Source organism: Peribacillus sp. RS7 (assembly GCF_041956845.1).
Classification (GTDB): Bacteria; Bacillota; Bacilli; order Bacillales; family DSM-1321; genus Peribacillus.
Window position 1 is genome coordinate 4,460,806 of the sequence record NZ_CP168135.1, and the last position, 23,652, is coordinate 4,484,457.

Below are 23,652 nucleotides of genomic sequence, written 5' to 3' on the forward strand. Positions count from 1 at the left end.
TTTGAAGATTATAGATACACATTGCGACGCTCTTGTAAGATTATGGGGTGGACCTAGGAAGATAAGGTTTAGTGATTCAAATGAACTACATACAAATTTTAGTCGCTTACAGGCAGGTGAAGTGTCCTTACAGTGCTTTGCAATATTTGTACCAGCACATATAAAGACGGAACAAAAGTTTCAAGTTGCGTTAGAACAGATTGATATTTTTCACACTGAAATTTTAGCTAAGCACCCTAAGGTGAAACATATTATATGTTGGGATGATATTGAAAACCTCAAACCCGATGAAATAGGAGGAATGTTAACATTAGAAGGGGCAGATGTTATCGGGAATGATTTGACTAAATTAAGGATTCTATATCGTTTAGGCATAATGTCCATAGGCTTGACATGGAACGGGTCAAACCTTTGTGCAGACGGTATAGAAGAAAAAAGAGGAGCGGGACTAACTGAGTTAGGAAAACAGATCGTCATATTAAACAATCAAGAATTAGTATGGACTGATGTATCCCATCTAAGCGAAAAATCTTTCTGGGATGTTATTGACTTAGCGAAGTATCCAATTGCAAGTCATTCTAATTCTAGGACGCTTCACGACAATCCACGTAATCTATCAGATCGCCAAGCAGAAGTGCTCTTTAATCGAAACGGTTTTGTTGGAATCGGTTTCTATCCGCCATTTGTGAAAGTGGATGGGGAGGTGAGCATTGGAGATTTGATTACTCATATTGACCATTTTTGCTCTTTAGGGGGAGTAAATCATATTTGTTTAGGTTCAGATTTTGATGGAGTAGAGCTAACGATTAAAGATTTAGAGAATTCTTCGATGTATCAGAATTTAATTAATGAGTTATTAAAGCATTTTAAAGAAGAAGAAGTAAAAGGTATTGCTTATCAAAACTTCATAAATCATAGACCGACAATGCTGGAAAATACCCGCTAATAACAGTCAATAAATATACCAAGAGTAGATAATGGAAAATAACAACAGTGGAATTCCGGAATATAACAAGAGAAAAGTTAATCTGAAGGATGAAAAATGGGGGAATGCTTCCTCCTTTTTTCCTTCAATCTCTTCAATTACTTGTTGAAAGGGGTTTGTTTTCCGGAAGATAATTCTGAAACTTCTGATTATTCCATTGAAAAATCCACCTTGGATTACGAGCAACGCTCCACCAGCGAGAGTCATTAAGAGTGAAAAACTAAAAAGGCTATTTATCCATATTAGTCTATTAAAAGAATGATTGAAATAAAAGGATAGTAGAGTTGATAAGAAAAGCGTTCCCAAAATGATAAATAAATTTAAACGAAACATATAGATGACAACTCCTAAAGTCAATATAACTGATTATAACATGGGAATATTTCGAAACTGATAAAAATGATAAACAGTGGTGTTTTACCGATCTATTCCGATACTTTTATTTCAAGTTAATATAAAAAAAGGGGAGATTCCATTGAACAATAGTTTACAGTTAAAGTTGCTGACACTAATAACGGTAGTAGGTCTGGTACTTGCAGGTTGTAATTTTGACTCATCAAAAAAGACAGATTCAGAAACCAGCGAAAACTCAAAAACTAACAAAGATAAGCAAGTATTGAATATGGTAGAAGCCTCTGAAATACCAACTATGGACTCTACACTTGCTCATGATAATGTTTCATTTACTGTGTTAAGCAACGTTAATGAAGGGTTATATCGATTAGGTAAAGATCATAACCCGGAACTGGCTATGGCTAAGGATGTCAAGGTTAGTAAGGATGGATTAGTTCATACCTTTACTATACGTGATGCTAATTGGAGTAATGGTGAACCTGTAACAGCTGCGGATTTTGTTTTTTCTTGGCAAAGGGTTTTTAATGAAACAGGTCATTATGCAAGTATGTTTGAAACAGCAAATATTCTTAATGCAAACGATATCTTAAAAGGTGAAAAGCCGGTTAAAAATTTGGGAGTTAAGGCTCTTGATGAGAAAACACTGGAAGTTACATTAGCATCTCCCACTGCTCTTCTTGGACAATACTTAACATTCCCTACATTTCTACCTCAAAATCAAAAATATGTTGAGAGCCAAGGGGAAAAGTATGCTTTAGAAGCTGATAAACTTATATATAATGGTCCTTTTATGCTCTCTGAGTGGAAACATGATGCAAGTTGGAAATATCGGAAAAATCCAAAATATTGGGATGCTGATAATGTTAAATTAGATGAGGTTAATGTATTTGTGGTAAAGGAAAGTGCAACCCAGTTAAATCTATATGATACAAAAAAAGTCGATATCATTAATCTAAGTTCAGCTTCTGTAGATCAATATAAAGACGACAAAGACTTTAGTTCAATGGCTGACTCAGAAATCTTCTTTCTTCGTTTTAACCATAATAATAAAGCTTTAGGTAATGAAAATATACGCCGTGCAATTGATATGAGCTGGGATAAAGAAGCCCATGTTGATAGGATTTTAAACAATGGTTCATTAGCATTGTATGGACTGGTACCAAAGGATTTCTCTTTTTCCCCAGCCGGAAAAGATTTTCGGGAATTAAATGGAGATTTGAACACGGGGAAGATCGAAGAAGCACAGAAATACCTCGCTGAGGGTTTAAAGGAAATTGGTCAAGATTCAGTGGAATTTACGCTTACGGTTTCTGCTGTTGAAGGAAATGATAAGACTGCAGAATATTTAAAAAACCAAATAGAAAAGAATTTACCAGAAGTAAAAGTTACTATTAAACTGGTACCTGTAGAACAAAGATATGAATTAGAATCTGCGCTTGAATATGATATGGTGATCTCGGCTTGGGGACCCGATTATATTGATCCAATGACATACATTGGGATGTGGGTTACGGGTGGCTCTGCTAATCGAATGGACTATTCCAATACCGAGTATGATGATCTTGTGAAAAATATCAATATAGAAAAAGAGACGGTAAAGCGTTATGAAATGATGCTGGAAGCTGAAAAGCTGCTCTTTGAAGATGCTGCCATCGCACCATTATATCAAAGAGGCCTAGCCGTCCTCCAAAGGCCTGAAATCAAAGGTTTAGTTCGTCATCCTAGTGGCCCTGATTTTACATTTAAATGGACTCATATAGAAGGTAGATAATGAGTAAATAAAAAAGAGGTATTAATTTTACCTCTTTTTTATTTAAAAACTAGCTAAAAGAGGTGGGGTTATTGAAAGGATATATTGCTAAACGAATAGGTTATATGTTCCTAACACTTTTTATAATAGTATCGATTACATTTTTTTTAATGCAACATCTTCCGGGAACCCCCTTTACTGATCCAGAAAAGTTATCTGTAGAGCAGCTAGAATCAATGAATGAAAAATATGGGCTGGATAAGCCAGTCGCCATACAGTATGTAAACTATATAAAAGGTCTTGCAAAAGGGGATTTAGGAATTTCTTATCAATATGAAGGACGTTCAGTGAATAGTATCCTCGGTGAACGTATTGGCCCTTCCTTTCTAATAGGGTTTCAAGCACTGATTTTCGGCTCGGTAGTAGGCTTGATACTTGGTATTACTTCCGCGTTAAATCACAATAGTTTTTTAGATTATGGGTCTGTAACCATTGCTGTGCTGGGAATGTCCATTCCATCCTTTGTTTTTGCTGCACTATTACAATATTTTATTGGGGTTAAACTAGGCTGGTTGCCCGCAGCGTTATGGGAAGGCTATGAAAACACAATAATGCCTTCATTGGCACTATCCGTGACCGTAATAGCGACAGTTGCTCGCTTTATTAGAACAGAAATGCTGGAAGTCCTAGGACAGGATTATATCGTAATGGCTAGAGCAAAAGGGATAAGTGAGAGTGCAGTCGTTTTCAGGCATATCATCCGTAATGCTATCATTCCTGTTATAACCATGTTAGGCCCATTAGCAGTTGCTATTATAACAGGTACTTTGGTGATTGAAAAAATTTTCACGGTACCCGGTCTTGGGGAGCAGTTTACAAAATCCATCCTGGTTAATGATTATAGTGTCATTATGGGTGTTACATTGATGTACAGCGCCTTATTTATCGGGATAGTTTTCATCGTCGATATTCTTTACGGAATTATAGATCCTCGGATTAGCTTAAAAGGGGAGACGTGAAAAATGAAGATTCTAAAGCAAGAAGTTAATGAAGATTTGTTTTTTTATGCTCCTTTGGAGTCTGAAAAAATTGAGGGTCTTGCTGGTACACCAGTATCTTTTTGGAGTGAGGCTTGGAGAAGGCTTAGAAAAAATAGAGGAGCCTTTCTTGGACTTTTAACGATAATTTTGATTTCTTTAATGGCATTGTTTGGTCCTTTCTTAAATGGAAATTCCGGAATGGACCAGGACTTGGCTCTTTCTAACTTACCTCCAAAGGTAGATGGTTTAGGATTTCTTGGATTTGATGGCAAAGATGTAAACGGAAAAGATCAATATGAATCTAGAGAAATCGATAAAAACTATTGGTTCGGAACGGACGAATTTGGACGTGATTTATGGAATAGGGTTTGGAAGGCAACTCAGATCTCATTATTCATTGCTATCATTGCTGCCCTCTTGGACTTAATCATTGGAGCTGTGTATGGAGGTATTTCTGCATTTTATGGAGGACCGGTCGATAATGGAATGCAACGTATTATTGAAGTGTTAATAGGTATTCCTAATTTAATAGTGATAATTTTATTTATCCTGATTCTTAAGCCGGGAATCACCTCCATCATCTTAGCGATGGTTGTTACAGGGTGGGTGGGAATGGCCCGTGTTGTCCGAGGAAAAATATTACAGTTGAAGGGGCAGGAATACATCCTTGCTGCCAGAACTTTGGGATCCTCCAATTCCAAAATAATATTGAAACATTTATTTCCTAATGTTATGGGTTCTATAATAATCACTTTGATGTTCACGATACCAACAGCAATATTCTTTGAAGCATTTCTTAGCTTTATCGGCCTGGGTTTACAGCCTCCAATGGCTTCATTAGGTGTTTTAATAGAAGATGGATATAAATCAATGCGTTTCTTCTCCTATAAATTAATATTTCCGGCTATTATAATCAGTGTCATTATGATTAGTTTCAATTTATTGGGTGATGGTCTTCGTGATGCACTTGACCCTAAAATGAGAAAGTAAAAAAGGAGAGACTTATGGAAGATACTACATTAAAAATAAATAATCTTCATGTTTCCTTTAAGACGGATGAAGGCGGGGAGATAAAGGCGGTTAGAGGGGTGAGCCTAGAGCTGAAAAAAGGAGAAACATTAGCCATTGTGGGCGAGTCTGGTTCTGGTAAATCAGTAACAGCAAAATGTATAATGGGACTTTTACCTAAACGAAATAGCATGATTAAAGAAGGAGAGATATTATATGAAGAAAAAGACTTACTGAAATATACTAATAAAGAAATGCAAAAAATTAGAGGGGCAGAAATATCAATGATATTTCAAGACCCTATGACATCACTTAATCCGACCATGAAGATTGGTAAGCAGATCATGGAGGGATTAAGAAAACATCAGGGACTTGGGAAAAAAGAAGGTTTTAATAGGGCAACGGAGCTGCTTAAACTTGTAGAGATTCCAAATGCTGTTGAGAGGATGTCTGATTTTCCTCATCAGTTTTCAGGGGGAATGAGACAGAGGGTAGTAATTGCGATGGCATTGGCATGTAATCCCAATGTGTTAATAGCAGATGAGCCCACTACGGCCCTCGACGTAACCATACAAGCACAAATTTTAGACTTAATGAAGGATTTGCAAAAAAAGACTGGAACTTCCATTTTGATTATTACTCATGACTTAGGTGTGGTCGCTAGTGTGGCTCAGCGTGTAGCTGTTATGTATGCCGGAGAAATTGTCGAAACAGGAATGATAGATGAAATTTTTTACGAACCAAAGCATCCTTATACACGTGGGCTACTATTATCCATGCCAAAACTGAATTCAAATCGTTCTACTAAGTTGATTCCCATTCCTGGGACACCACCGGATTTAGGTCACTTACCTCAAGGATGCCCCTTCGCATCCCGATGTCCATATGTAATGAAGGTTTGTCACGATTTTGCACCTGATAGGACCCAAGTGTCGGAAACGCACACCATCTCATGTTGGTTGGCAGATTACCGTGCACCCCGAGTAGAGTGGTTAGGTGCAGTAGGAGGAGATTATGATAAAGGGCAAAGAAAAGTTAATTGAGATTAAAAATTTAAAAAAATATTTCAGAGTTGGAAAAGGTAAAGTATTAAAAGCAGTGGATGATGTATCGTTTGATATCTATAGAGGTGAAACATTAGGTTTAGTAGGGGAGTCAGGTTGCGGTAAATCGACAACTGGCCGAACAATTATTAAATTACACAATGCTACCTCAGGAAAAGTGATTTATGATGGAGAAGATATTCAGTTGGTAAAAACAGCTGTACGTCTTAAAGAAAATAAGAAGAAAATGCAAATGATATTTCAGGATCCTTACTCATCTCTTAATCCTAGAATGACTGTATTAGAGATTATATCAGAAGGGATATACAATCATGAAGCAAATCTTACAAATAGGGAAATTAAAGATAAAGTTTATGACTTGCTTGAATCTGTCGGGTTAAATAGAACTCATGCCAATCGTTACCCACATGAATTTAGCGGAGGGCAACGGCAACGTATAGGAATTGCACGAGCTCTTGCTGTGGAACCAGAATTTATAATTGCTGATGAGCCTATTGCTGCTTTAGATGTTTCAATTCAGGCTCAAATTGTAAACCTTATGCAAGAATTACAGCAAAAGAAGGGGTTAACGTATTTATTTATCGCTCATGATCTAGCAATGGTTAAACACATCAGTGATCGTATTGCCGTAATGTATTTAGGTACGGTTATGGAATTAGCCGATAGTGAAAATTTATATGAAAATCCACTTCATCCCTATACGGAAGCTTTGTTATCAGCTATACCTATCCCTGATCCCAAAATGGAGAGAACACGGGAACGCATAATTTTAAAAGGGGACGTGCCAAGCCCCATGAACCCTCCAAGCGGTTGCCGCTTTCGCACACGTTGTCCTAAGGTTATGCAGATTTGTTCTGAGAGCGTTCCGAAGTGGCAGGAAGTTTCCTTAAAACATTTCGTTGCTTGTCACCTTTATGAGTAATTGGGTCAGTGAAAAGTTTTCTATTCAATATACTTATCTATTTCTTCTACTTTTAATAAAGTTTAAAACTAGTTTTGTATTATTAGGGCATTAACTAAACATTTTAATAACCTTAACTAAGGAAGGGGAAAGTCTCTTCCTACAAAATAAAGTGGTTGATACAAAAAATGGATGAGTGATATAACAATAAAAAGGCTCCTATCATAGACAGCATCATTCGCAAAGATCATACTATCGGCTTGGTTTCATAGGCCATTTTTTGTTTAATTCATTTATAAAAGTCTTTACATTCTTTTTATCTTCCATAATTGGTGAATACACGTACGAAAGTGTTCTGTTAAAGGATGCATTTTTTAACTGAATAATAGAAAGAATTTTATTTTGCACATCCCTTTCAATGACACTTCGGGAAAGGAGAGCCAGCCCTACGCCGTTTTTTATAAGTGTTTCTTTAATTCCTTGATTGCTGCTTATCGTAAGTATTGATTTAATTTTCAAACCATTTGAACGTATGACATGGTTAAGGTATTCACGTGTACCGGACCCAACTTCCCTGGTTACCCATGCTTGGTCATGTAGATCGGTAATCTCCACTTCGTCTTTATAAGCGAGTTCATGATCGTTGGAAGAAACAACGAAAAGCTCATCTTGCATGAAGGGGTGTACAGAAAGCTCTTTTTCATTAGTTTGACCCTCGATCAAGCCAATATCCACTTTGTATAAACGAACGGCTTGAACGATTTCTTCAGTGTTTCCAATTACGACTTGAAGTTCAAGTTCAGGGTAATTCTTTTGAAGGTCGATTAGCAACGAAGGTAGGATATACTCTCCTATCGTAAAACTTGCCCCTATCTTTAATTCGCCCTTGATGGACCTATCATGTTCCTGGATGTCTTGTCTGGTCTGTTCATAAATTGTGATCATTTGCTTAGCCCGATCGTAAAGAATTTCTCCTGTCAAGGTGACTTTTAGGAATTTAGGGGAGCGGAGAAATAATTTGGTTTGGAACTCTTCCTCTAATTTTTTTATGTGCAAACTAACGCTTGGTTGTGACATTAGAAGCACTTCTGCTGTTTTAGTAAAATTCTTGACTTCCACAAGGGTCACAAATGTTTTTAGAGCATCATAGTACATAGAATTACCACCTTATTATTAATATTCTTAATAGTTACAATAAATTATATATATTTTACTAATGATATGCCTTCCGGTAAAGTTTAATAAGAAACTTATTTTAGGAAGAGTCTAGGCTGGGGAAGGCTAACGTCCTTTATAACCTTATTTTTTATTTCTAGCGTGCTATGAAAAAATGTTCCCTCCCGTGTATGAACTGTACTTTTTAATTTTTTTTGCAGTTAAAACCGACTTGGTCTATAGGAGTAAACGAGTTAATTGATTTTATGGATGGAAATAAATGTTTAAACCCACTCGTTATACATAAGAGTCAACTAAGATAAGTTAATATCCCTTTGTGAGGTGGAAATCGTGCAACTTCAGGTAATGAACAGTCCCTTTAATCATGAGCAGGCAGAGATTCTTAACAGTCTACTGCCTGGCTTGACAGAAACACAAAAAATTTGGTTGAGCGGTTATCTGACCGCATCTTTGTCAGTGTCGAACATTGGAACGGCCGACACTCCGGTAATGGAAGCTCAAAGGAGCGGGAAGACAATATCAAAAGAGGTTACCATTCTTTATGGTTCACAGACGGGCAATGCTCAAGGGCTTGCAGAAAATGCAGCGAGAAAGCTTGAGGGTAACGGCTTCCAGGTTACCATTTCATCCATGAGTGACTTTAAAGTCAACAATTTAAAAAAAGTCCAAAATCTTCTTATTGCCGTTAGCACGCATGGAGAAGGTGATCCACCGGATAATACGCTGTCTTTCCATGAGTACCTTCATGGCAGGAGGGCACCAAGCCTTGAAGAACTCCGCTTTTCGGTATTGGCGCTTGGAGACAGCTCATATGAGTTTTTCTGTGAAACGGGAAAACAATTCGATAAACGCTTGGAGGAACTTGGCGGGACAAGGTTATTTCCGCGGATGGACTGTGACCTTGATTATGATGAGTCGGCGGCAGAATGGCTGGAAGGAGTCATTTCCAGTTTAAGTGAAGAGCAAGTCAGTACGGTTGCTGCAGTCCCTGCAGCGATAGCTTCAGAAGTGAACACACGTATTCCAGGACAAATCCGTTTAAAGCGGAAGTGCTGGAAAATATAAACTTGAATGGCCGTGGCTCTAATAAAGAGACACATCATCTTGAATTATCACTTGAAGGCTCTGGTCTTACATTCGAACCTGGAGACAGCCTTGGTATTTATCCGACAAATGATTCTGAATTAGTGGATATGCTTCTTATGGAACTCGATTGGGACCCTGAAGAAACCGTGAAGGTCAATAAGCAGGGGGATCTTCGTCAGCTTAGGGAATCGCTCATCTCCGATTTTGAAATTACGGTTTTGACAAAATCGTTCCTTGAGCAGTCAGCCCAGCTTTCAGGTAACGAGGAATTAAAGGAGCTCCTATCACCAGGTAATGAAGAAAGTCTAAAAGAATATCGTGAAGGCCGTGATTTGCTTGATTTTGTCCGTGACTTTGGCTCATGGGGTGAAACGGCGCAAGAGTTCGTATCCATACTCCGGAAAATGCCAGCCCGTCTATATTCGATCGCGAATAGCTTATCCGCTTATCCGGATGAAGTGCATTTGACCATCGGTGCTGTCCGATATGAAAGTCACGGTCGGGATCGAAAAGGAGTCTGTTCCATTTTATGTGCGGACCGAATACAGCCTGGGGACATCCTGCCCGTTTACATTCAGCATAATCAGAACTTCAAGCAGCCTAAGAACCCAGATGCTCCAATCATCATGGTTGGACCGGGAACGGGCATTGCTCCGTTCAGATCCTTTATCCAGGATCGCGAAGAATCGGAAGCGAAAGGGAAAACGTGGCTCTTTTTCGGCGATCAGCATTTCGTGACGGATTTCCTTTATCAGACTGAATGGCAAAAGTGGTTGAAAACAGGTGTACTTACGAAAATGGATGTTGCCTTTTCGCGTGATGCGGATGAAAAAGTGTATGTTCAAAACCGGATGCTCGAACACAGCAGGGAATTATTCGAATGGCTTCAAGAAGGGGCAGCGCTATACATTTGCGGTGATGAGAAAAACATGGCACATGACGTCCATAATACGCTTATTGAGATCATTGAAAAAGAAGGTCAGATGAGCCATGCTGATGCGCAAGCTTATCTTGAAGATATGCAACAGAATAAACGTTATCAACGTGATGTGTACTGAAATATGGATGAAAAGGAGATAACAACATGGTGAACCCACTATTAAAAGCACCAGAAGGCCCGCCTAGCGATGTTGAGCAAATTAAAGCGAAAAGCGATTATTTGCGAGGTACGCTTGGAGAAGTGATGCAGGAGCGGATCAGCGCCGGTATTCCAGATGATGACAATCGGTTAATGAAACACCACGGCAGCTATTTACAGGATGACCGGGACCTACGCAATGAGCGTCAAAAACAAAAACTTGAGCCTGCCTATCAGTTCATGTTGCGTGTCCGCATGCCAGGCGGTGTTGCACAGCCTTCTCAATGGCTTGTTATGGATGACCTTGCTCAGAAATACGGTAACGGTACCTTGAAATTGACAACAAGACAGACGTTTCAAATGCATGGAATCTTAAAATGGAATATGAAAAAAACCATTCAGGAAATCCATGCGTCCATGCTGGATACAATCGCTGCATGCGGGGATGTAAACCGTAACGTAATGTGCAATTCGATTCCATTTCAATCCGAAATCCATTCCGAAGTATATGAATGGTCGAAAAAATTGAGTGATTATTTATTGCCACGTACAAGGGCGTACCATGAAATCTGGCTGGATGAAGAAAAGGTTGTCGGTACACCTGAATTGGAGGAAGTCGAACCAATGTACGGTCCGCTTTATTTGCCAAGGAAGTTTAAAATAGGCATTGCGGTCCCGCCTTCCAATGACATTGATGTCTACTCCCAGGATCTTGGCTTCATAGCCATTATTGAAAATGGGAAACTCGTTGGCTTTAATGTGGCGATCGGTGGCGGTATGGGAATGACCCATGGTGACAAAGAGACTTATCCACAGCTAGCCAAAATAATCGGCTTTTGCAAGCCTGACCACATACTGGATGTCGCGGAAAAGATCATTACGATTCAGCGCGATTACGGAAACCGTTCCGTCCGGAAATATGCCCGGTTCAAGTATACGGTTGACAGGCTTGGGCTCGAACCGGTAAAGGCTGAACTGGAAAATCGTCTTGGATGGAAACTTGAGGAGGCGAGAACTTATCATTTCGACAATAATGGTGACCGCTATGGCTGGGTAGAAGGCATTCAAGGTAAATGGCATTTTACACTATTTGTCGAGGGTGGCCGAATTGCTGATATCAAAGATTACAAACTGATGACCGGCTTGCGCGAAATCGCTAAGATCCACACGGGCGATTTCCGTTTGACGGCCAATCAAAACCTGATCATTGCCAATGTATCAAGCGAGACAAAGGAAAAGATCGTTGAATTGCTCGAAACATTCGGTTTGACGGATGGTTCACGCCATTCAGCGCTCCGACGCAGCTCGATGGCATGCGTGTCGCTTCCAACATGCGGGTTGGCAATGGCCGAAGCGGAACGTTATTTGCCGGTTCTGCTTGATAAAGTCGAGGGCATCGTTGATGAAAACGGGCTGAGGAACGAAGAGATCACGATACGAATGACCGGATGCCCGAATGGCTGTGCCCGACATGCACTAGGAGAAATCGGTTTTATCGGGAAAGCACCTGGCAAATATAATATGTATCTCGGTGCTGCATTCGATGGAAGTCGATTAAGCAAAATGTACCGTGAGAACATCGGTGAAGATGAGATTTTAAAAGAGTTGCGCGTACTACTTTCCCGTTATGCCAAGGAACGACAGGAAGGGGAGCGTTTCGGAGACTTTGTCATCAATGCAGGCATTGTTAAAGAAGTGACGGATGGAACGAATTTTCATGATTGACTAACACGAACGAGAGACAGGAAAGTATTCCTGTCTCGGTTTGTATTTAAGGTGTTTTTTATTAAGTAGAAAAGTTTTCTGGCTTGTGTCCTTCAATAACTCAAGTTTTTTCTCTTCCAACTTTCCTCATCAATCAACCCCTTGGTTGCACTTTTGAATTCAGATAAAGTTCGTCCAAAAGCCCGCAGTGATTTTTCAGGACCAAAAATCACAAGTGATAAGAATGATAACTAGGCCTGGAACCTCGAGATTTTGAAACATGACCATTCACTACTATCGTCTATTTTTTTGACTTGCTGTTATTTTTAAAGGCTACCTCTGCTTCAATCTCAATGAGATAATCCGGCGAAAACAGACTTTGCACCCCTACTGTGGAACGAGCTGTTTTCACTGGATTTTCTTTTGTATTAAAGAACATAGCATAGGCATTAAACCAACCTTGATAGTCTGGAGTACCTTCTTTGTTTGGATCTGGTGCGACATACACACGAAGAAAGGTTACATCAGCGAGGGAAAGTCCTTTTGTTTTCAAATCTGCTTTTAATTTTTCTAAAATTCCGATAGCCTGCCTTTCTGTATTGCCATATCTCTCATAAGTGGTTTTTCCATCCTTGTTTAAAAGAGGAGAGACTGTTCCACTAAACATTATCCGATTATAACTTTGAGGTACAGCAACTGAACTGGAAATCGCAGAAGTTGGGGACCCAAAGAAGGTCACTTTATCCGAGTTCAATTCATCTTTTTCGCTACTTGCGGAAGCTAAAGAGAATCCGACGATTAAACTTATACCTAATATTGAAGTAGCGATGACTGATATTATGGTATTCTTCATAAAGTCAGCTCCTTTCAATTATAAAAACATCGTAAGGTTAATGTTTTATCCTACTCAAGTAGTGACCTTACCTTCTTTTATACTATCTGGCTGATTTAAAAGCACCTGCCGTGCAACCGATTTAATAAATGTGATATTCACAAGCAAAATGAATTCTACCCTGTTGTATATTCAATATATGGTAGTAGTTTTTACGAACAGATGAAGAATATTAAATGCCCTATTGATATTCGTTTAATATTTATTATTCTGAGACCCCGGTTTGGATGATGTCAACTTTGGTTTTTACTTTAATGTCCATCTTCGGATAAATCTTTTTCCAATGTTCATAGGTCATTTTTTTATTTTTGGCGTGATATTTTTCCTTTAAGCCAATCGGATCAATGTTTTTTTTCTGAAAATCTTTAATAAGACGGTTTGCTCGCCTCGTTAAATCATCTTCCATATCCTGTTCGATTTTTTTTATCATCTTTCTATTGGTTAGATTTTCACTTCGCATTGATTCCTTGATTTGCCCTTTTATTTTAAGTTTAATCGTGATCGAGGGATTTCTCTCTGAGTCGGAGACCTCATAACTTGAACTGCTTCGGATGCTTTCCACTACGATATCGCTTTTTTTCTTATCTTTTAATTTGAATTTGTAAATTCCCCGTCTATGGGATTGAACAAATGTCTTGAAAACGAACATATCTCTCGTTCGGACTTTACTGACGATTTTATTTTCATGAAACAATGCCACTCCGGATACCGCAACTTCATTGTTAATTAATTTAATTAAAGGAAGATACGAATCTCCGCCATCTTCCAGGGCGTTTCCTAAAAAAAGATGGAGATTTGTATCGGGTCCATTTCCTGTTTCATTCTGTTGATTAATCAAATCCGATAAAAAGATTCCAACATTCACATTCGTATTTGGAGGTTTCGTATTTATTACATCCTTGACCTTTCCTTCAACGACGGCCAATATGACCCTGTTTCCAAGTTGTGGCTCACGGTAGAGATAATCGGTAAGTTCTGTCACTCCGATTTCATGAACGATTTTTTCGCTAAATAAAACGATGCGTGTCTGTCCAAGCAACACAGGCTTATCCGCTTTTTTGGAAACGACAGCCTGAACATCACTCGTTGTCGTCGATGTTCCAGTTAAGATTTGATATTTACCCATCTTGTCCTGTTGGAAGATGGGGATGACGAACATCCCTTCGACGATATCATTCTTGAATATATCGTAGCCAATGGCTTGGGACATATTGACTTCGTCAACCACCCTTGGCTCGGCACAGCTGCAAAGGAGGGGAAAAGCCAATATAACAAGAAATAATTTTCTCATAATCGTTTCCTCATTTTCTTTATATAAATGACTACCAAAAGAAGAGGCAAGTATAAGGCAAGAAAGAGTGCGCCGTATGGATCGATTATTTTATTCAATATATATAGGGAATCGACATCAAAAACAAAAATATTTGTAAGCAGGATGATAATGGACATCACCCATAATGGATACTTTTGCTGAACATTGAATAAACGCTTGAAACCCCTGCTGGCAGCCCACAAGGCGATGGTCATGTTGGGAATGATTACGATGGCCCACCAAGAAACATCTATATATTCAAATCGCTGAATAAAGGGCAATTCGACAATGCTGGTCAATGACAGTGTCGGCCATATAGTCAGTTCCAATTGTTTTTGTGAATAAAAAACCAGTGAAACCAAATAATAGGATACGGTTATTAAGGTTGTTGTCAAGGCCCCTCCATGAGCATATTTTTGTGAAGTTTTAGCATCTTTGATGAACGGATAAAACATCAGGATCATTTCAAAACCAAGCATCGTTAAGGAAGTACTTCTGGTTCCTTTCAATATATCCAATAGAGTGTGGTGAAAAATAGGGAGCAAATTAGTGAATTCAGAGTATTTCATGGCATAGAACAGGACAAATAAAAGCCAGTATGTCAAAATGACGCTTAAAAAGGCAATACCCGTAATTGTTCGGAACCCTCCCGTATTTATATAATAAATGAGGATCAGGAATATTAAAGCAAAAGCCCAAGATGGTACCTCTTCAAACATCCATACATGTATGACATTTATATAGCTGATCATGACTGTCATCCCAAGGATCAAAAAGTAAAGAATGAATAATAGACTGAAGAAATTCCCGATCCATTTCCCGAATGCATGATTATTTGCGGAAATAATATCACCAGGGACGATACTGAAGATTTTATATATCACCCAAATCAATATATGAACGATCAGTCCGGCTAGTAATATCGAAATCCAGCCATCCGTTCCCGTTGACTTCGCTAAAACTCTTTGAAAACTTAAAATGCCTACTCCTGTTTGCATGGAATGCACTAAAAAAAACACATAGAACGGTGACACTTTATACTTTTCATTAACTCCAGCTTGGTTCATATAGGACCCTCATTTAAATCATTCATTAAAATCATTTTTTTTGATTCTTGCTTTTTTGGGCTGTGGCTGTCTGGACGTATTATCAGGACGTAAATTTACAGGTCTAGATTTAAAAAGATTAAAAGGAAGCCGAACAAAGCTATCTTTCCAATCTTGCATACGAAATGGGTATATCGGTTCAAGGTAGGGGTGTCCCATTGACGTTAATTTGATAAGGTGGGTCAACAAAAACACGGCCGCTATGGTAATGCCGAGCAGCCCCCAAATCTGGGCGCCCACTAAAAAGGGGAACCGCAGTAACCGAATGGCATTCCCCATTTTATAAATAGGAGTAACGAATGATGCCAATGCCGAGAGGGCAACGATGATCAATAAGATATTACTGGTCAGACCAGCTACAACTGCCGCTTGACCGATAACGATACCGCCGACGATACCTAATGTCTGACCTACCTTTGTTGGCAGCCTGGCAGCCGCTTCACGTAATAACTCAATGGAGATCTCTAAAAATAGTGCTTCAATCAATGGCTGAAAAGGTATCAAATTCCTTGAAGTGACGATCGTTTCCAAAAGATCTTTAGGAATCAGTTCATAATGATAAGTCAGCACGGCTACATAAATGGGAGTAGCAAATATTGAAAAAGCGACCGCGAATATCCTTAATAAACGGAAAGCAGATGCCGGAACCCATGGCATATTATAATCTTCCATGGTTATAAAGTATTCCAACAATATGGTTGGTGTAATAAGTGCAGAAGACGACCTATCGATTAACAGGGCTACTTTACCTTCAGCCAATGCACTTGCGATGCGATCAGGCCTTTCCGTATTTAGAAAAAGGGGAAATAAGGTATTTGAATCATCATAAAGCAATTGCGCGAGATATGACCCGTCCAATATTTCATCAAACTCTACGTCATTGATCCTTTGGATAACATTATCGACATTTTCCTGATCAACGATTCCTTCTATGGATAAAACCGCCACTTTCGTTTTAGACAACGACCCCACAGTCAGTTCACTTACTTGCAATCCAGGGATAGGCAGCCTTTTTCTGACTAGATTCAGGTTGATATCAATATCCTCGACAAAAGCTTCTTGAGCACTTATGATTCCAAATTCAAGTTCAGGTTTATCAACTTGCCTTCCTTGTTGGGCGGCAACATTGATTAATAGGCATTCATCAAGATTCGCATCTAAACGAATGGCAATTTCGCCTCTCATGATCCTTTCTTCGATTACAACCTTGGTATTGGTGATAAGTGTATTTTCTATAGGAACGTTTTCTTTAATTTGCTCCAAATTTATCGCTTCCAGAGTTGGTATGACAGAAAGGACACTTTTATGAAGTTCCTGCGCATCAATTAAAGAGCGATAAAAAGATACCCAATAGCCTACGCCATGATATATTCCTTGATGGTTCATGAAATCATTGGATGAAGAAAGGGTATTGAATAGATCCCTTACATCCGAAACTTTATTTAATTCATCATTTTGATCGTTTGGTTGATTGGGTTTTTTTTTGAACTTTCCGCGGTTAAACAATGCTGTCACCTCTAAACTAAAGCTTGTTATCCTAGCATTTGCAATTTAATTACATATTAACCATTTTGGATTGTTTAGGATGCTCGTTTCGGAAAGGGAATACATTATAAAGATCCTTGGTCTAAAAGCTGTCACCATATCCTTTTCGAATAAAATAATTGAAGAAAGTGGAAACTAAAATAAAACGCATTTAATCAAAGGAGTTCACCATGAAAAGTAAACCCTTGCATATAAGATTGGATCAAAAGCAGGAAAAATTGAAATCTGAATTGGATATGCAGGATGATGTAGTTTTTAAACAGATATTCATTCCCGGTTATGAAGTTTCAGGATTATTTATATTTGTCAATGGAACGATGGATTATCCAGCATTCAATGATATAGTCCTGGATTTATCCGCTGCGCAGGTCGAATCAAGGCACCCGGTTTCCATCGAGAAGCTGGTCATTTCCAAAATCTGTTCAGTCAGGGAACAAGATGTTGAAACATATGAAAAAGCCATAGAGCATATTTTTGACGGGAAAACACTTTTATTTATAGATGGAATGACAAATGGTTATGTTTTGAATCTGGAAAAGGAGAAAATTCGTACACTGAGTGAACCTTCGACAGAGAGGGTTGTCCGTGGACCGAAGCTTGGGTTTATCGAAAGTCTCCAGGAAAATATCGGCTTGATAAGACAATATTCAAACCATCCCAACCTAATCGTCAAACAACAGAAGTTAGGGACGCTTGAAAAGCGGGAAGTTGCATTGGTTTATTATGAAGGAAAAGCAAGCGATTCTTTGTTAAAAGAAGTGAATGATCGGATAAACGGAGTAAAAGCTGCCGATCTCCAAGACTCGGGGATGCTTGAAGAATTAATTGAAGATACATCGTTTAGCCCTTTCCCACAGATCCAGAATACGGAGCGTCCGGATAAAGTATTGGCGGCACTGCAGGAGGGAAGGGTGGTCATCATGGTTGACGGCTCGCCATTTGCGTTGATGGCACCTACGACGATCACGATGCTGCTGCAGTCACCTGATGATTATTATGAAAGGTGGGTCGCGGGTTCTTTTCTACGTGTCCTTCGTTACTTTTCTTTATTTATTACCGTTTTTCTTTCAGGAATTTATATCTCCTTGGTTTCGTTCAACCCTGGATTGCTGCCGACGGAACTAGCGATGACCATCGCTGGTACAAGGGAGAACGTGCCATTTCCGCCTTTTGTTGAAGCTATCATTATGGAATTGACGATTGAACTGCTTCGCGAAGCAGGCATTCGGCTCCCGGCGCCCATTGGGCAAACGGTTGGATTGGTTGGTGGTGTAATTATTGGACAAGCAGCCGTTCAAGCGAATATTGTGAGTTCCCTCATGGTCATAATCGTTGCGATTACTACGATTACCTCTTTTACGGTACCACAATATAGCTTTGGACTGGCATTCAGGGCATTAAGGTTCGGGGCGATGATTTTTTCCGCCGTTCTAGGCCTATATGGAACCACTTTATTCTTTATCATCGTTATCAGCCATTTGTCGAAATTGACTAGCTTTCAAGAACCTTATTTTCAACCAACGGATTTTATCGGTAAAAAGACTTGGAAGGACGCGTTCCTCCGGTTACCGAAGCGGAAAAAGGGGGGAGAACTTTCTTGAGCCAAGCAGACGGCAAAATTTTTAGTGGGGAATTGGCATCGATCATTTCATGCGCCATGTTAGGAGTTGGGATGCTTACGCTGCCAAGGACGATAACGGAAAAAGTTAATTCATCCGATGGATGGATCGTCTTGATTTTTAATGGGATTGCTATTGCCCTTTTCATATGCTTATTGGTTGTACTGTTAAAAAAACATAAGGTGGCTAACTATTACACATACATGGAGGAGGCATATGGAAAGTGGCTCTCCAAAATTATTGGGTTGATCGTGGTGGTGTACTTTGTAGGTGTGGCCAGTTTTGAAGTTCTTGCAATGAGTGAAATGGTCCGATTTTATTTGTTGGAGGATACCCCGGTTGAAATAGTAATGCTCACATTGATTTTAACGAGTGTCCATCTATTGACAGGCAAAATTAAAGCGATAGCAAAGGTGTGCGTCTTCTTTCTACCACTGACAATTGTCATCGTTTTGTTCATTTATATGTTCAGTATAAAAGTAGTCGATATAAAAAACCTGCAGCCTGTTCTTGGAAAAGGGTTTCTCCCTGTGATGAAAGGAATGAGCTCCGGGACTTTGTCTTTTTTTGGAATTGAACTTTTCATCTTTTTGTTTGGCGTCGTTAAAAATCAAAACAAGATAAAAAGTGGCGTTTTAATCGGTTTTTTCATACCGATGATATTATATGTGATTACATATGTTCTGGTAGTCGCTACACTGGCTGTTCCTGAAGTCAAAGCTGTTACATGGCCAACCATTTCTTTTATTCAATCGTATGAAGTAAAAGGGATATTTATAGAGCGTTTAGAGCTGTTTCTCTTAATCACCTGGATTCTTCAGTTCTTTTGTACACATGCAATTTACTATTACTTCGCAGCAGAAGGACTGACGAAAATTTTCAACAATTCATATTCAACGAACCTTATTGTTTTGGTTCCAATCATTTTTTTTCTCGCCAAAATCCCTAAAAATACAACCGAGATTTTTAAAATGAGCGATTTGCTGGGCTATGTATTTCCCTTTATATTGATTGGCTTGCCAATTATTACATTCGCAATCGTTCAAGTGAAAAGGAGTAGAAGAAGCGGATGAAAAGATTATGGTTAATCTTGCTTATTCCTTTGCTTACAGGCTGTTGGGACAGTCAAAATATTGAAGAATTATCCCTTGTGGTCGGAATGGGAATCGATAATAGTAAAAAGAAAGACGAAATTATGTTAACACAGCAAATTCTGGTACCTCCAGGAAGTGGTGTTCAGGAGAATCAAGCTCAACTAAAATATAAGAATGTTACCGTCAGTGCCAAAACGTTGCATGAAGCAATAAGGGATTCTTTGCTCATAACCAATACGGTTTTAACCAATCATCAGCGTATCCTGCTCATTAATGAAGATGTATTAAAGAAAGTACCTATGGAAGCTATCATCAATCAGTCCATACGCGATAACAATACAAGGAGAAGTTGTCTTGTTTATTTAACAAAGAGACCGACAAAAGAAATTTTGGGACTAGCCGACGATGGGGAGATTCCTTCGAATGTAATTTATGAATTGAAAGATAATGTAGAGCGAACGAATAAAATCCTTCCGCCTTTAACAATGGGCAAAGCTTCCTCAAATTTGCAATCAGATGGAAGCTTTGCCATTCAGGCCGTTAATATTAGGAGAGGGAAATTAATTTTGGAGGGTGCAGGGGTGATCAACAATTCAAAGTTGGTCGGGGTCATGAATAATGAAGATATAGCTGCTTTAAATTGGTTGAACGGAAAGGTGAAAGGCGGGATAATCGAAGCGGTCCAACACGGTAAGCCTTTAAGTGTTGAAGTGATCAAAAGGACAAGGAGGCAAATCACGACGGAATTGAACGGGGATCATTTGACGATAAATGTTAAGGTCGGTTACACAGTTAGACTTTCGGAAGATTGGTATGGTAAGGAAAATTCATTTGAAGAAGCCTATTTAAAAGAGATTGAGCGTATTGCCGAGGCTGAAGTTAAGAAGGATGTCAAGAAAATCGTATACAAATTACAGCATGAATATAAAACAGGGGTAGCAGGATTTTATCGTTATGTGGAAATTCAGCATCCGAAGTTTTGGGAGAAAAATAAGCAGAAATGGGACGAAGTTTTCTGTAAAGCCGATATTAATTATGATGTGGATTTAAGGGTCATAGACTTCGGTTCAAAAGGAGGGATAAAGTGAATGGTCATAAGAAGATAAACCTTCCAAAGGGAAGGTTTTTTGTCATGGCTCTTTAGTCGATTGAAACTTTATGGTTCAAAAAGTCCCTTCGTTATATAAAGTCTAATAGAATGTTCTAGGCAGATTCGTCACTTCATGTGCAACCCTGATGCCGGATTGAATGGCTCCTTCAATCCATGCTGGTACGGTTGATGTATGCTCACCAGCGAAGTGGACCCTTCCTTCAGGGGTTGGGATGTATGGAAACAAGTCCGTTTCCTGACCAGGTTTAAACATGGAGAAAGCGCCGTATGCATACTGATTCAGGGTCCAGCTATAAGAAGCTCCTGATAAAAAATGATCATATACTTGTTTTCCATGGACCACTGCCAAATTTTTCAATGCGTGTTGTAAACGATCATTTTCTGGAAGTATATCCCACAAAGTGGCATCATCTTCCCATGTATAACTTGCTAAGATGAGACCGGATTCACTCTGGTTGCTCGTTTGGCTGGGGTAATAAGAAAATCTAATGGGCAAATCGGTCGTCAATTTACCGCCGAAGATTCCTTCCTTTTCCCAAAACCTATGTGTGAACTGAAGTCCAATTTTTGTGGACGCAGCATAATGGAGTTCCCTTATTGCCTTCCACTTATTATGGGAAAAGGAATTCCGGGGTTCAATATCCATAAATTGCAGCAATTGAAGAGGGATAGTCACGATGGCGAGGTCACCGGTGACCGTTAAGGGTCTTTTGCTTTGAGTATGTTTGGAATGGATGGTGACTTGATTATCATGTTGAACGATCTTTGTCACTTCATATCTGAAGTTTAGATTATCCTTTAATTCCGGTAGAAAAGCATAAGGAAGCCGGTCGTTTCCTCCTTCGATTGCAAAAAACTTTATGTCCGGATTAAAGAGCGGCATAAGCTCCCGAAGAATGGCCGGAAAGGAAAGTTCAGGGAATCCTTCTAAACCCATTAGGACTTTGATGCTTTCAATCGCCCCCGTGGATAGACTCGCCCCTACAGGATTGTACTGCAAAAAGAAGCTCATGGAGTATTTATCAAACTCTTTAATGACTATTTCCCAATTTCTGCGTGGGTTTTGAATGATGAAGTCAGTCACAGGCTTAATTGCCATGTTGAGTAATTCTTCAGCTGTTTTGCCTCTTTCATGGGGAGCTACAGGGTACCTCAGTATATCCGGGTTCCGTTGATATATGGCAGCGGTCGTCTTGATTCCATTGGCATAAATGGGATCATTAGGAGTCGCATTCACAAAAGTGTTGACTCGTAAACCATACTTCTTGATGTATTCAGCAACTAAGTAATGATAATTCGGGATGCGCATGGCACCGGCTTCAAGGTAGGAGCCTTCTGAAAATGGCTCCCGTATGGTCAAAACACGCCCTCCGACCCTTCCTGTTGCTTCCAATATCGTTACATCGTGCCCCGCTTGTTTTAAAAGGGATGCTGCAACCAACCCAGACATGCCAGCACCAATGATTATGATTTTTTTGGGGATTTGGGATTTTCCCAGTCCATTTCTGATGGCAGACAGCATTTGATCGGGTGACAGCGGACTATTGATAAAGGACAAAGTGTTTTTCTCCTCTCCGGTTACACTTTCCTAATACGCTATCCTATTCTCATGGGTCCACCATTTATGAAGGATCTTCATTAATTTGTCATGATTGATTATTGCTATCATATTCCACTAGGTTTATCCAAATACTCAATTTTCAGATAATTTAAATGTGCAGGAGATGAATAAGCTGCTGATTAGTGGTTAAAAGATGATGCCTTTTTTCGGCAGCTAACTATCTTAAGACTACTATGATGGAGCCGAAATTAATTTAGTAAGTTAGAGAAGCAGTGTTCAGCTTTTTGGGCAATGGGATGAAATTATTAAATAACTGAGGCATTAAGCGTGGCAAGGAAGTTTTTCAAAAATGATTAAATTCATCGTTTTGAATTTCAAGAATTTATTTTCTTTCTTTGTCCATTGAAACCAAACGTTAATTTAGCACAACAATTGGAGTCAGTATAGTTTCATATTTTTAGTGAGTGCACATAAAAATTATATGAGAATCATTGAAGAGCATTTGCTGAGTGGTAGCTATACGGCGATTGTGTCCCATGATCATCGTATAATTGCCAGCGTAAAAGAATTTGTTCAAAAACACAATTTTCCAAGTAACCAATTTGAGTTTCAGATGTTATATGGATTTAGAATAGACATGCAACTAAGTTTAGCTAAAGAAGGATATACAATGCGTGTGTATATTCCTTTATGTAACGACTGGTTTGGTTATTTTATGCGTCGCTTGGCAGAAAGACCCCAAAATAGTGGATTTGCCCTTAAAGGATTCTTTTCTAAATAATTGATGAGTTTATAATAATGGGTGAAGTTTTCATAGTAAGATATTTTACGTTTAGAGTTCGAAACTGGGAAACTAAACAAATAGGCACATCTACTATTTTTCTAAAATAGAAAAACATAAGCATAAATCTTGTTTCTTTCTCCGCTTTATCTTTGAGCATGCATAAGAAGCAAGATTTACGTTGTTAATAATATGTAGAATTCATTGATAATGATTCAGTTTCAACGGAAGTGGAAATTAAAGAAAACGCTCAGTGATGAGTATGATCTGACCACGTCCTCCCTTGACCAGTGGCTTCACCAATATGAAAAGGTTCCTTCCAATAGAAAGACAACAGTTACTCGAACAGGAGGAGCTTTTAATGCTTCGCAAAGAGCTGGAGCAACAGCAGATGGTGAATGATATTTTAAAGCAACCTGCGTGCGCATTCTCGGAACACTAAGCTACGTAGGCCGATAGTGAAGGATAAAAAGCTCAATTTTGTA

Annotated in this window: 18 protein-coding genes and 3 pseudogenes; 13 read left to right on the top strand and 8 right to left on the bottom strand. The window is 39.1% G+C overall.

Translation table 11 applies throughout. The features are described 5' to 3' along the window. Position 1 precedes the first annotated feature (1 nt). Entirely contained in the window at positions 2-946 is a 945-nt protein-coding gene (locus ACDZ29_RS22280; RefSeq protein WP_375088682.1) for a dipeptidase, read from the top strand. A 6-nt stretch (positions 947-952) separates the two neighbouring features. Here the strand turns inward: ACDZ29_RS22280 and ACDZ29_RS22285 are convergent, their stop codons facing one another. Continuing rightward, positions 953-1,318: a DUF3899 domain-containing protein gene (locus ACDZ29_RS22285; RefSeq protein WP_375088683.1), complete on the bottom strand. Its 366-nt coding sequence runs from the start codon at positions 1,316-1,318 to the stop codon at positions 953-955. 142 nt (positions 1,319-1,460) lie between these two features. Between ACDZ29_RS22285 and ACDZ29_RS22290 the strand changes: the two genes are divergently transcribed. The 5 genes from ACDZ29_RS22290 to ACDZ29_RS22310 all read left to right on the top strand — a co-directional run bounded on the left by ACDZ29_RS22290 (position 1,461) and on the right by ACDZ29_RS22310 (position 7,123). Beyond that, positions 1,461-3,110, top strand: coding sequence for a peptide ABC transporter substrate-binding protein (locus ACDZ29_RS22290; RefSeq protein WP_375088684.1), 1,650 nt, complete (start codon positions 1,461-1,463; stop codon positions 3,108-3,110). A gap of 104 nt (positions 3,111-3,214) precedes the next feature. Further along, positions 3,215-4,108, top strand: coding sequence for an ABC transporter permease (locus ACDZ29_RS22295; RefSeq protein WP_375091198.1), 894 nt, complete (start codon positions 3,215-3,217; stop codon positions 4,106-4,108). 3 nt (positions 4,109-4,111) lie between these two features. Continuing rightward, entirely contained in the window at positions 4,112-5,119 is a 1,008-nt protein-coding gene (gene opp3C / locus ACDZ29_RS22300; protein ID WP_375088685.1) for an oligopeptide ABC transporter permease, read from the top strand. A 14-nt stretch (positions 5,120-5,133) separates the two neighbouring features. Continuing rightward, a complete protein-coding gene (locus tag ACDZ29_RS22305; protein WP_375088686.1) occupies positions 5,134-6,180 on the top strand; it encodes an ABC transporter ATP-binding protein in 1,047 nt (348 codons plus the stop codon). Continuing rightward, a complete protein-coding gene (locus ACDZ29_RS22310; protein WP_375088687.1) occupies positions 6,152-7,123 on the top strand; it encodes an ABC transporter ATP-binding protein in 972 nt (323 codons plus the stop codon). The genes ACDZ29_RS22305 and ACDZ29_RS22310 overlap by 29 nt, the downstream gene beginning before the upstream one ends. Before the next feature lie 231 nt (positions 7,124-7,354). Here the strand turns inward: ACDZ29_RS22310 and ACDZ29_RS22315 are convergent, their stop codons facing one another. Then, entirely contained in the window at positions 7,355-8,257 is a 903-nt protein-coding gene (locus ACDZ29_RS22315) for a LysR family transcriptional regulator (protein ID WP_375088688.1), read from the bottom strand. A gap of 351 nt (positions 8,258-8,608) precedes the next feature. Between ACDZ29_RS22315 and ACDZ29_RS22320 the strand changes: the two are divergent. Further along, positions 8,609-10,422 (top strand): annotated as a pseudogene (locus ACDZ29_RS22320) (assimilatory sulfite reductase (NADPH) flavoprotein subunit). Positions 10,423-10,448: 26 nt separating this feature from the next. Next, positions 10,449-12,167, top strand: a complete 1,719-nt coding sequence (gene cysI / locus ACDZ29_RS22325; protein WP_375088689.1) for an assimilatory sulfite reductase (NADPH) hemoprotein subunit — start codon at positions 10,449-10,451, stop codon at positions 12,165-12,167. A 92-nt stretch (positions 12,168-12,259) separates the two neighbouring features. Here the strand turns inward: cysI and ACDZ29_RS22330 are convergent. The 5 genes and pseudogenes from ACDZ29_RS22330 to ACDZ29_RS22350 form a co-directional block, all read right to left on the bottom strand. Beyond that, a pseudogene (locus ACDZ29_RS22330) lies at positions 12,260-12,428 on the bottom strand (twin-arginine translocase TatA/TatE family subunit). Between the two features lie 19 nt (positions 12,429-12,447). Continuing rightward, complete coding sequence (locus ACDZ29_RS22335; RefSeq protein ID WP_375088690.1) at positions 12,448-12,999, bottom strand: Rid family hydrolase; 552 nt, start codon at positions 12,997-12,999, stop codon at positions 12,448-12,450. A gap of 244 nt (positions 13,000-13,243) precedes the next feature. After that, positions 13,244-14,329: a Ger(x)C family spore germination protein gene (locus ACDZ29_RS22340; protein WP_375088691.1), complete on the bottom strand. Its 1,086-nt coding sequence runs from the start codon at positions 14,327-14,329 to the stop codon at positions 13,244-13,246. After that, complete coding sequence (locus ACDZ29_RS22345; protein ID WP_375088692.1) at positions 14,326-15,417, bottom strand: GerAB/ArcD/ProY family transporter; 1,092 nt, start codon at positions 15,415-15,417, stop codon at positions 14,326-14,328. Before ACDZ29_RS22345 ends, ACDZ29_RS22340 begins: the two co-directional genes overlap by 4 nt. 18 nt (positions 15,418-15,435) lie before the next feature. Beyond that, positions 15,436-16,842: a spore germination protein gene (locus ACDZ29_RS22350; protein WP_375091199.1), complete on the bottom strand. Its 1,407-nt coding sequence runs from the start codon at positions 16,840-16,842 to the stop codon at positions 15,436-15,438. Between the two features lie 329 nt (positions 16,843-17,171). Between ACDZ29_RS22350 and ACDZ29_RS22355 the strand changes: the two genes are divergently transcribed. From ACDZ29_RS22355 to ACDZ29_RS22365, 3 genes are read left to right on the top strand one after another with little or no spacing between them, the layout of a single operon-like run. Further along, positions 17,172-18,602 carry a spore germination protein gene (locus tag ACDZ29_RS22355; protein WP_375088693.1) on the top strand — a complete coding sequence of 477 codons (1,431 nt, stop codon included), beginning with the start codon at positions 17,172-17,174 and terminating at the stop codon, positions 18,600-18,602. After that, positions 18,599-19,693 (top strand): GerAB/ArcD/ProY family transporter, encoded by a 1,095-nt coding sequence (locus ACDZ29_RS22360; protein WP_375088694.1) that lies wholly within the window; start codon positions 18,599-18,601, stop codon positions 19,691-19,693. The genes ACDZ29_RS22355 and ACDZ29_RS22360 overlap by 4 nt, the downstream gene beginning before the upstream one ends. Next, on the top strand, positions 19,690-20,802 hold the full coding sequence (locus tag ACDZ29_RS22365) for a Ger(x)C family spore germination protein (RefSeq protein WP_375088695.1): 1,113 nt from the start codon (positions 19,690-19,692) through the stop codon (positions 20,800-20,802). Before ACDZ29_RS22360 ends, ACDZ29_RS22365 begins: the two co-directional genes overlap by 4 nt. A gap of 102 nt (positions 20,803-20,904) precedes the next feature. Here ACDZ29_RS22365 and ACDZ29_RS22370 read toward each other — a convergent pair whose 3' ends face one another. Then, a complete protein-coding gene (locus ACDZ29_RS22370) occupies positions 20,905-22,347 on the bottom strand; it encodes a flavin monoamine oxidase family protein (protein WP_375091200.1) in 1,443 nt (480 codons plus the stop codon). Between the two features lie 511 nt (positions 22,348-22,858). On the opposite strand from ACDZ29_RS22370, the pseudogene ACDZ29_RS22375 reads away from it, so the two are divergent. Together ACDZ29_RS22375 and ACDZ29_RS22380 are read left to right on the top strand one after the other, a co-directional pair. Beyond that, positions 22,859-23,167 (top strand): annotated as a pseudogene (locus ACDZ29_RS22375) (proline dehydrogenase family protein); the annotation flags it as partial. 210 nt (positions 23,168-23,377) lie between these two features. Continuing rightward, complete coding sequence (locus ACDZ29_RS22380; protein WP_375088696.1) at positions 23,378-23,569, top strand: hypothetical protein; 192 nt, start codon at positions 23,378-23,380, stop codon at positions 23,567-23,569. Positions 23,570-23,652 lie beyond the last annotated feature (83 nt).

Coding starts and splice junctions, on each gene's coding strand:
- ACDZ29_RS22285 (WP_375088683.1), bottom strand. CDS start 1,318: ATGTTTCGTTTAAATTTATTTATCATTTTGGGAACGCTTTTCTTATCA.
- ACDZ29_RS22295 (WP_375091198.1), top strand. CDS start 3,215: ATGTTCCTAACACTTTTTATAATAGTATCGATTACATTTTTTTTAATG.
- opp3C (WP_375088685.1), top strand. CDS start 4,112: ATGAAGATTCTAAAGCAAGAAGTTAATGAAGATTTGTTTTTTTATGCT.
- ACDZ29_RS22305 (WP_375088686.1), top strand. CDS start 5,134: ATGGAAGATACTACATTAAAAATAAATAATCTTCATGTTTCCTTTAAG.
- ACDZ29_RS22310 (WP_375088687.1), top strand. CDS start 6,152: ATGATAAAGGGCAAAGAAAAGTTAATTGAGATTAAAAATTTAAAAAAA.
- ACDZ29_RS22315 (WP_375088688.1), bottom strand. CDS start 8,257: ATGTACTATGATGCTCTAAAAACATTTGTGACCCTTGTGGAAGTCAAG.
- cysI (WP_375088689.1), top strand. CDS start 10,449: ATGGTGAACCCACTATTAAAAGCACCAGAAGGCCCGCCTAGCGATGTT.
- ACDZ29_RS22335 (WP_375088690.1), bottom strand. CDS start 12,999: ATGAAGAATACCATAATATCAGTCATCGCTACTTCAATATTAGGTATA.
- ACDZ29_RS22340 (WP_375088691.1), bottom strand. CDS start 14,329: ATGAGAAAATTATTTCTTGTTATATTGGCTTTTCCCCTCCTTTGCAGC.
- ACDZ29_RS22345 (WP_375088692.1), bottom strand. CDS start 15,417: ATGAACCAAGCTGGAGTTAATGAAAAGTATAAAGTGTCACCGTTCTAT.
- ACDZ29_RS22350 (WP_375091199.1), bottom strand. CDS start 16,842: ATGAACCATCAAGGAATATATCATGGCGTAGGCTATTGGGTATCTTTT.
- ACDZ29_RS22355 (WP_375088693.1), top strand. CDS start 17,172: ATGAAAAGTAAACCCTTGCATATAAGATTGGATCAAAAGCAGGAAAAA.
- ACDZ29_RS22365 (WP_375088695.1), top strand. CDS start 19,690: ATGAAAAGATTATGGTTAATCTTGCTTATTCCTTTGCTTACAGGCTGT.
- ACDZ29_RS22370 (WP_375091200.1), bottom strand. CDS start 22,347: ATGCTGTCTGCCATCAGAAATGGACTGGGAAAATCCCAAATCCCCAAA.
- ACDZ29_RS22380 (WP_375088696.1), top strand. CDS start 23,378: ATGATTCAGTTTCAACGGAAGTGGAAATTAAAGAAAACGCTCAGTGAT.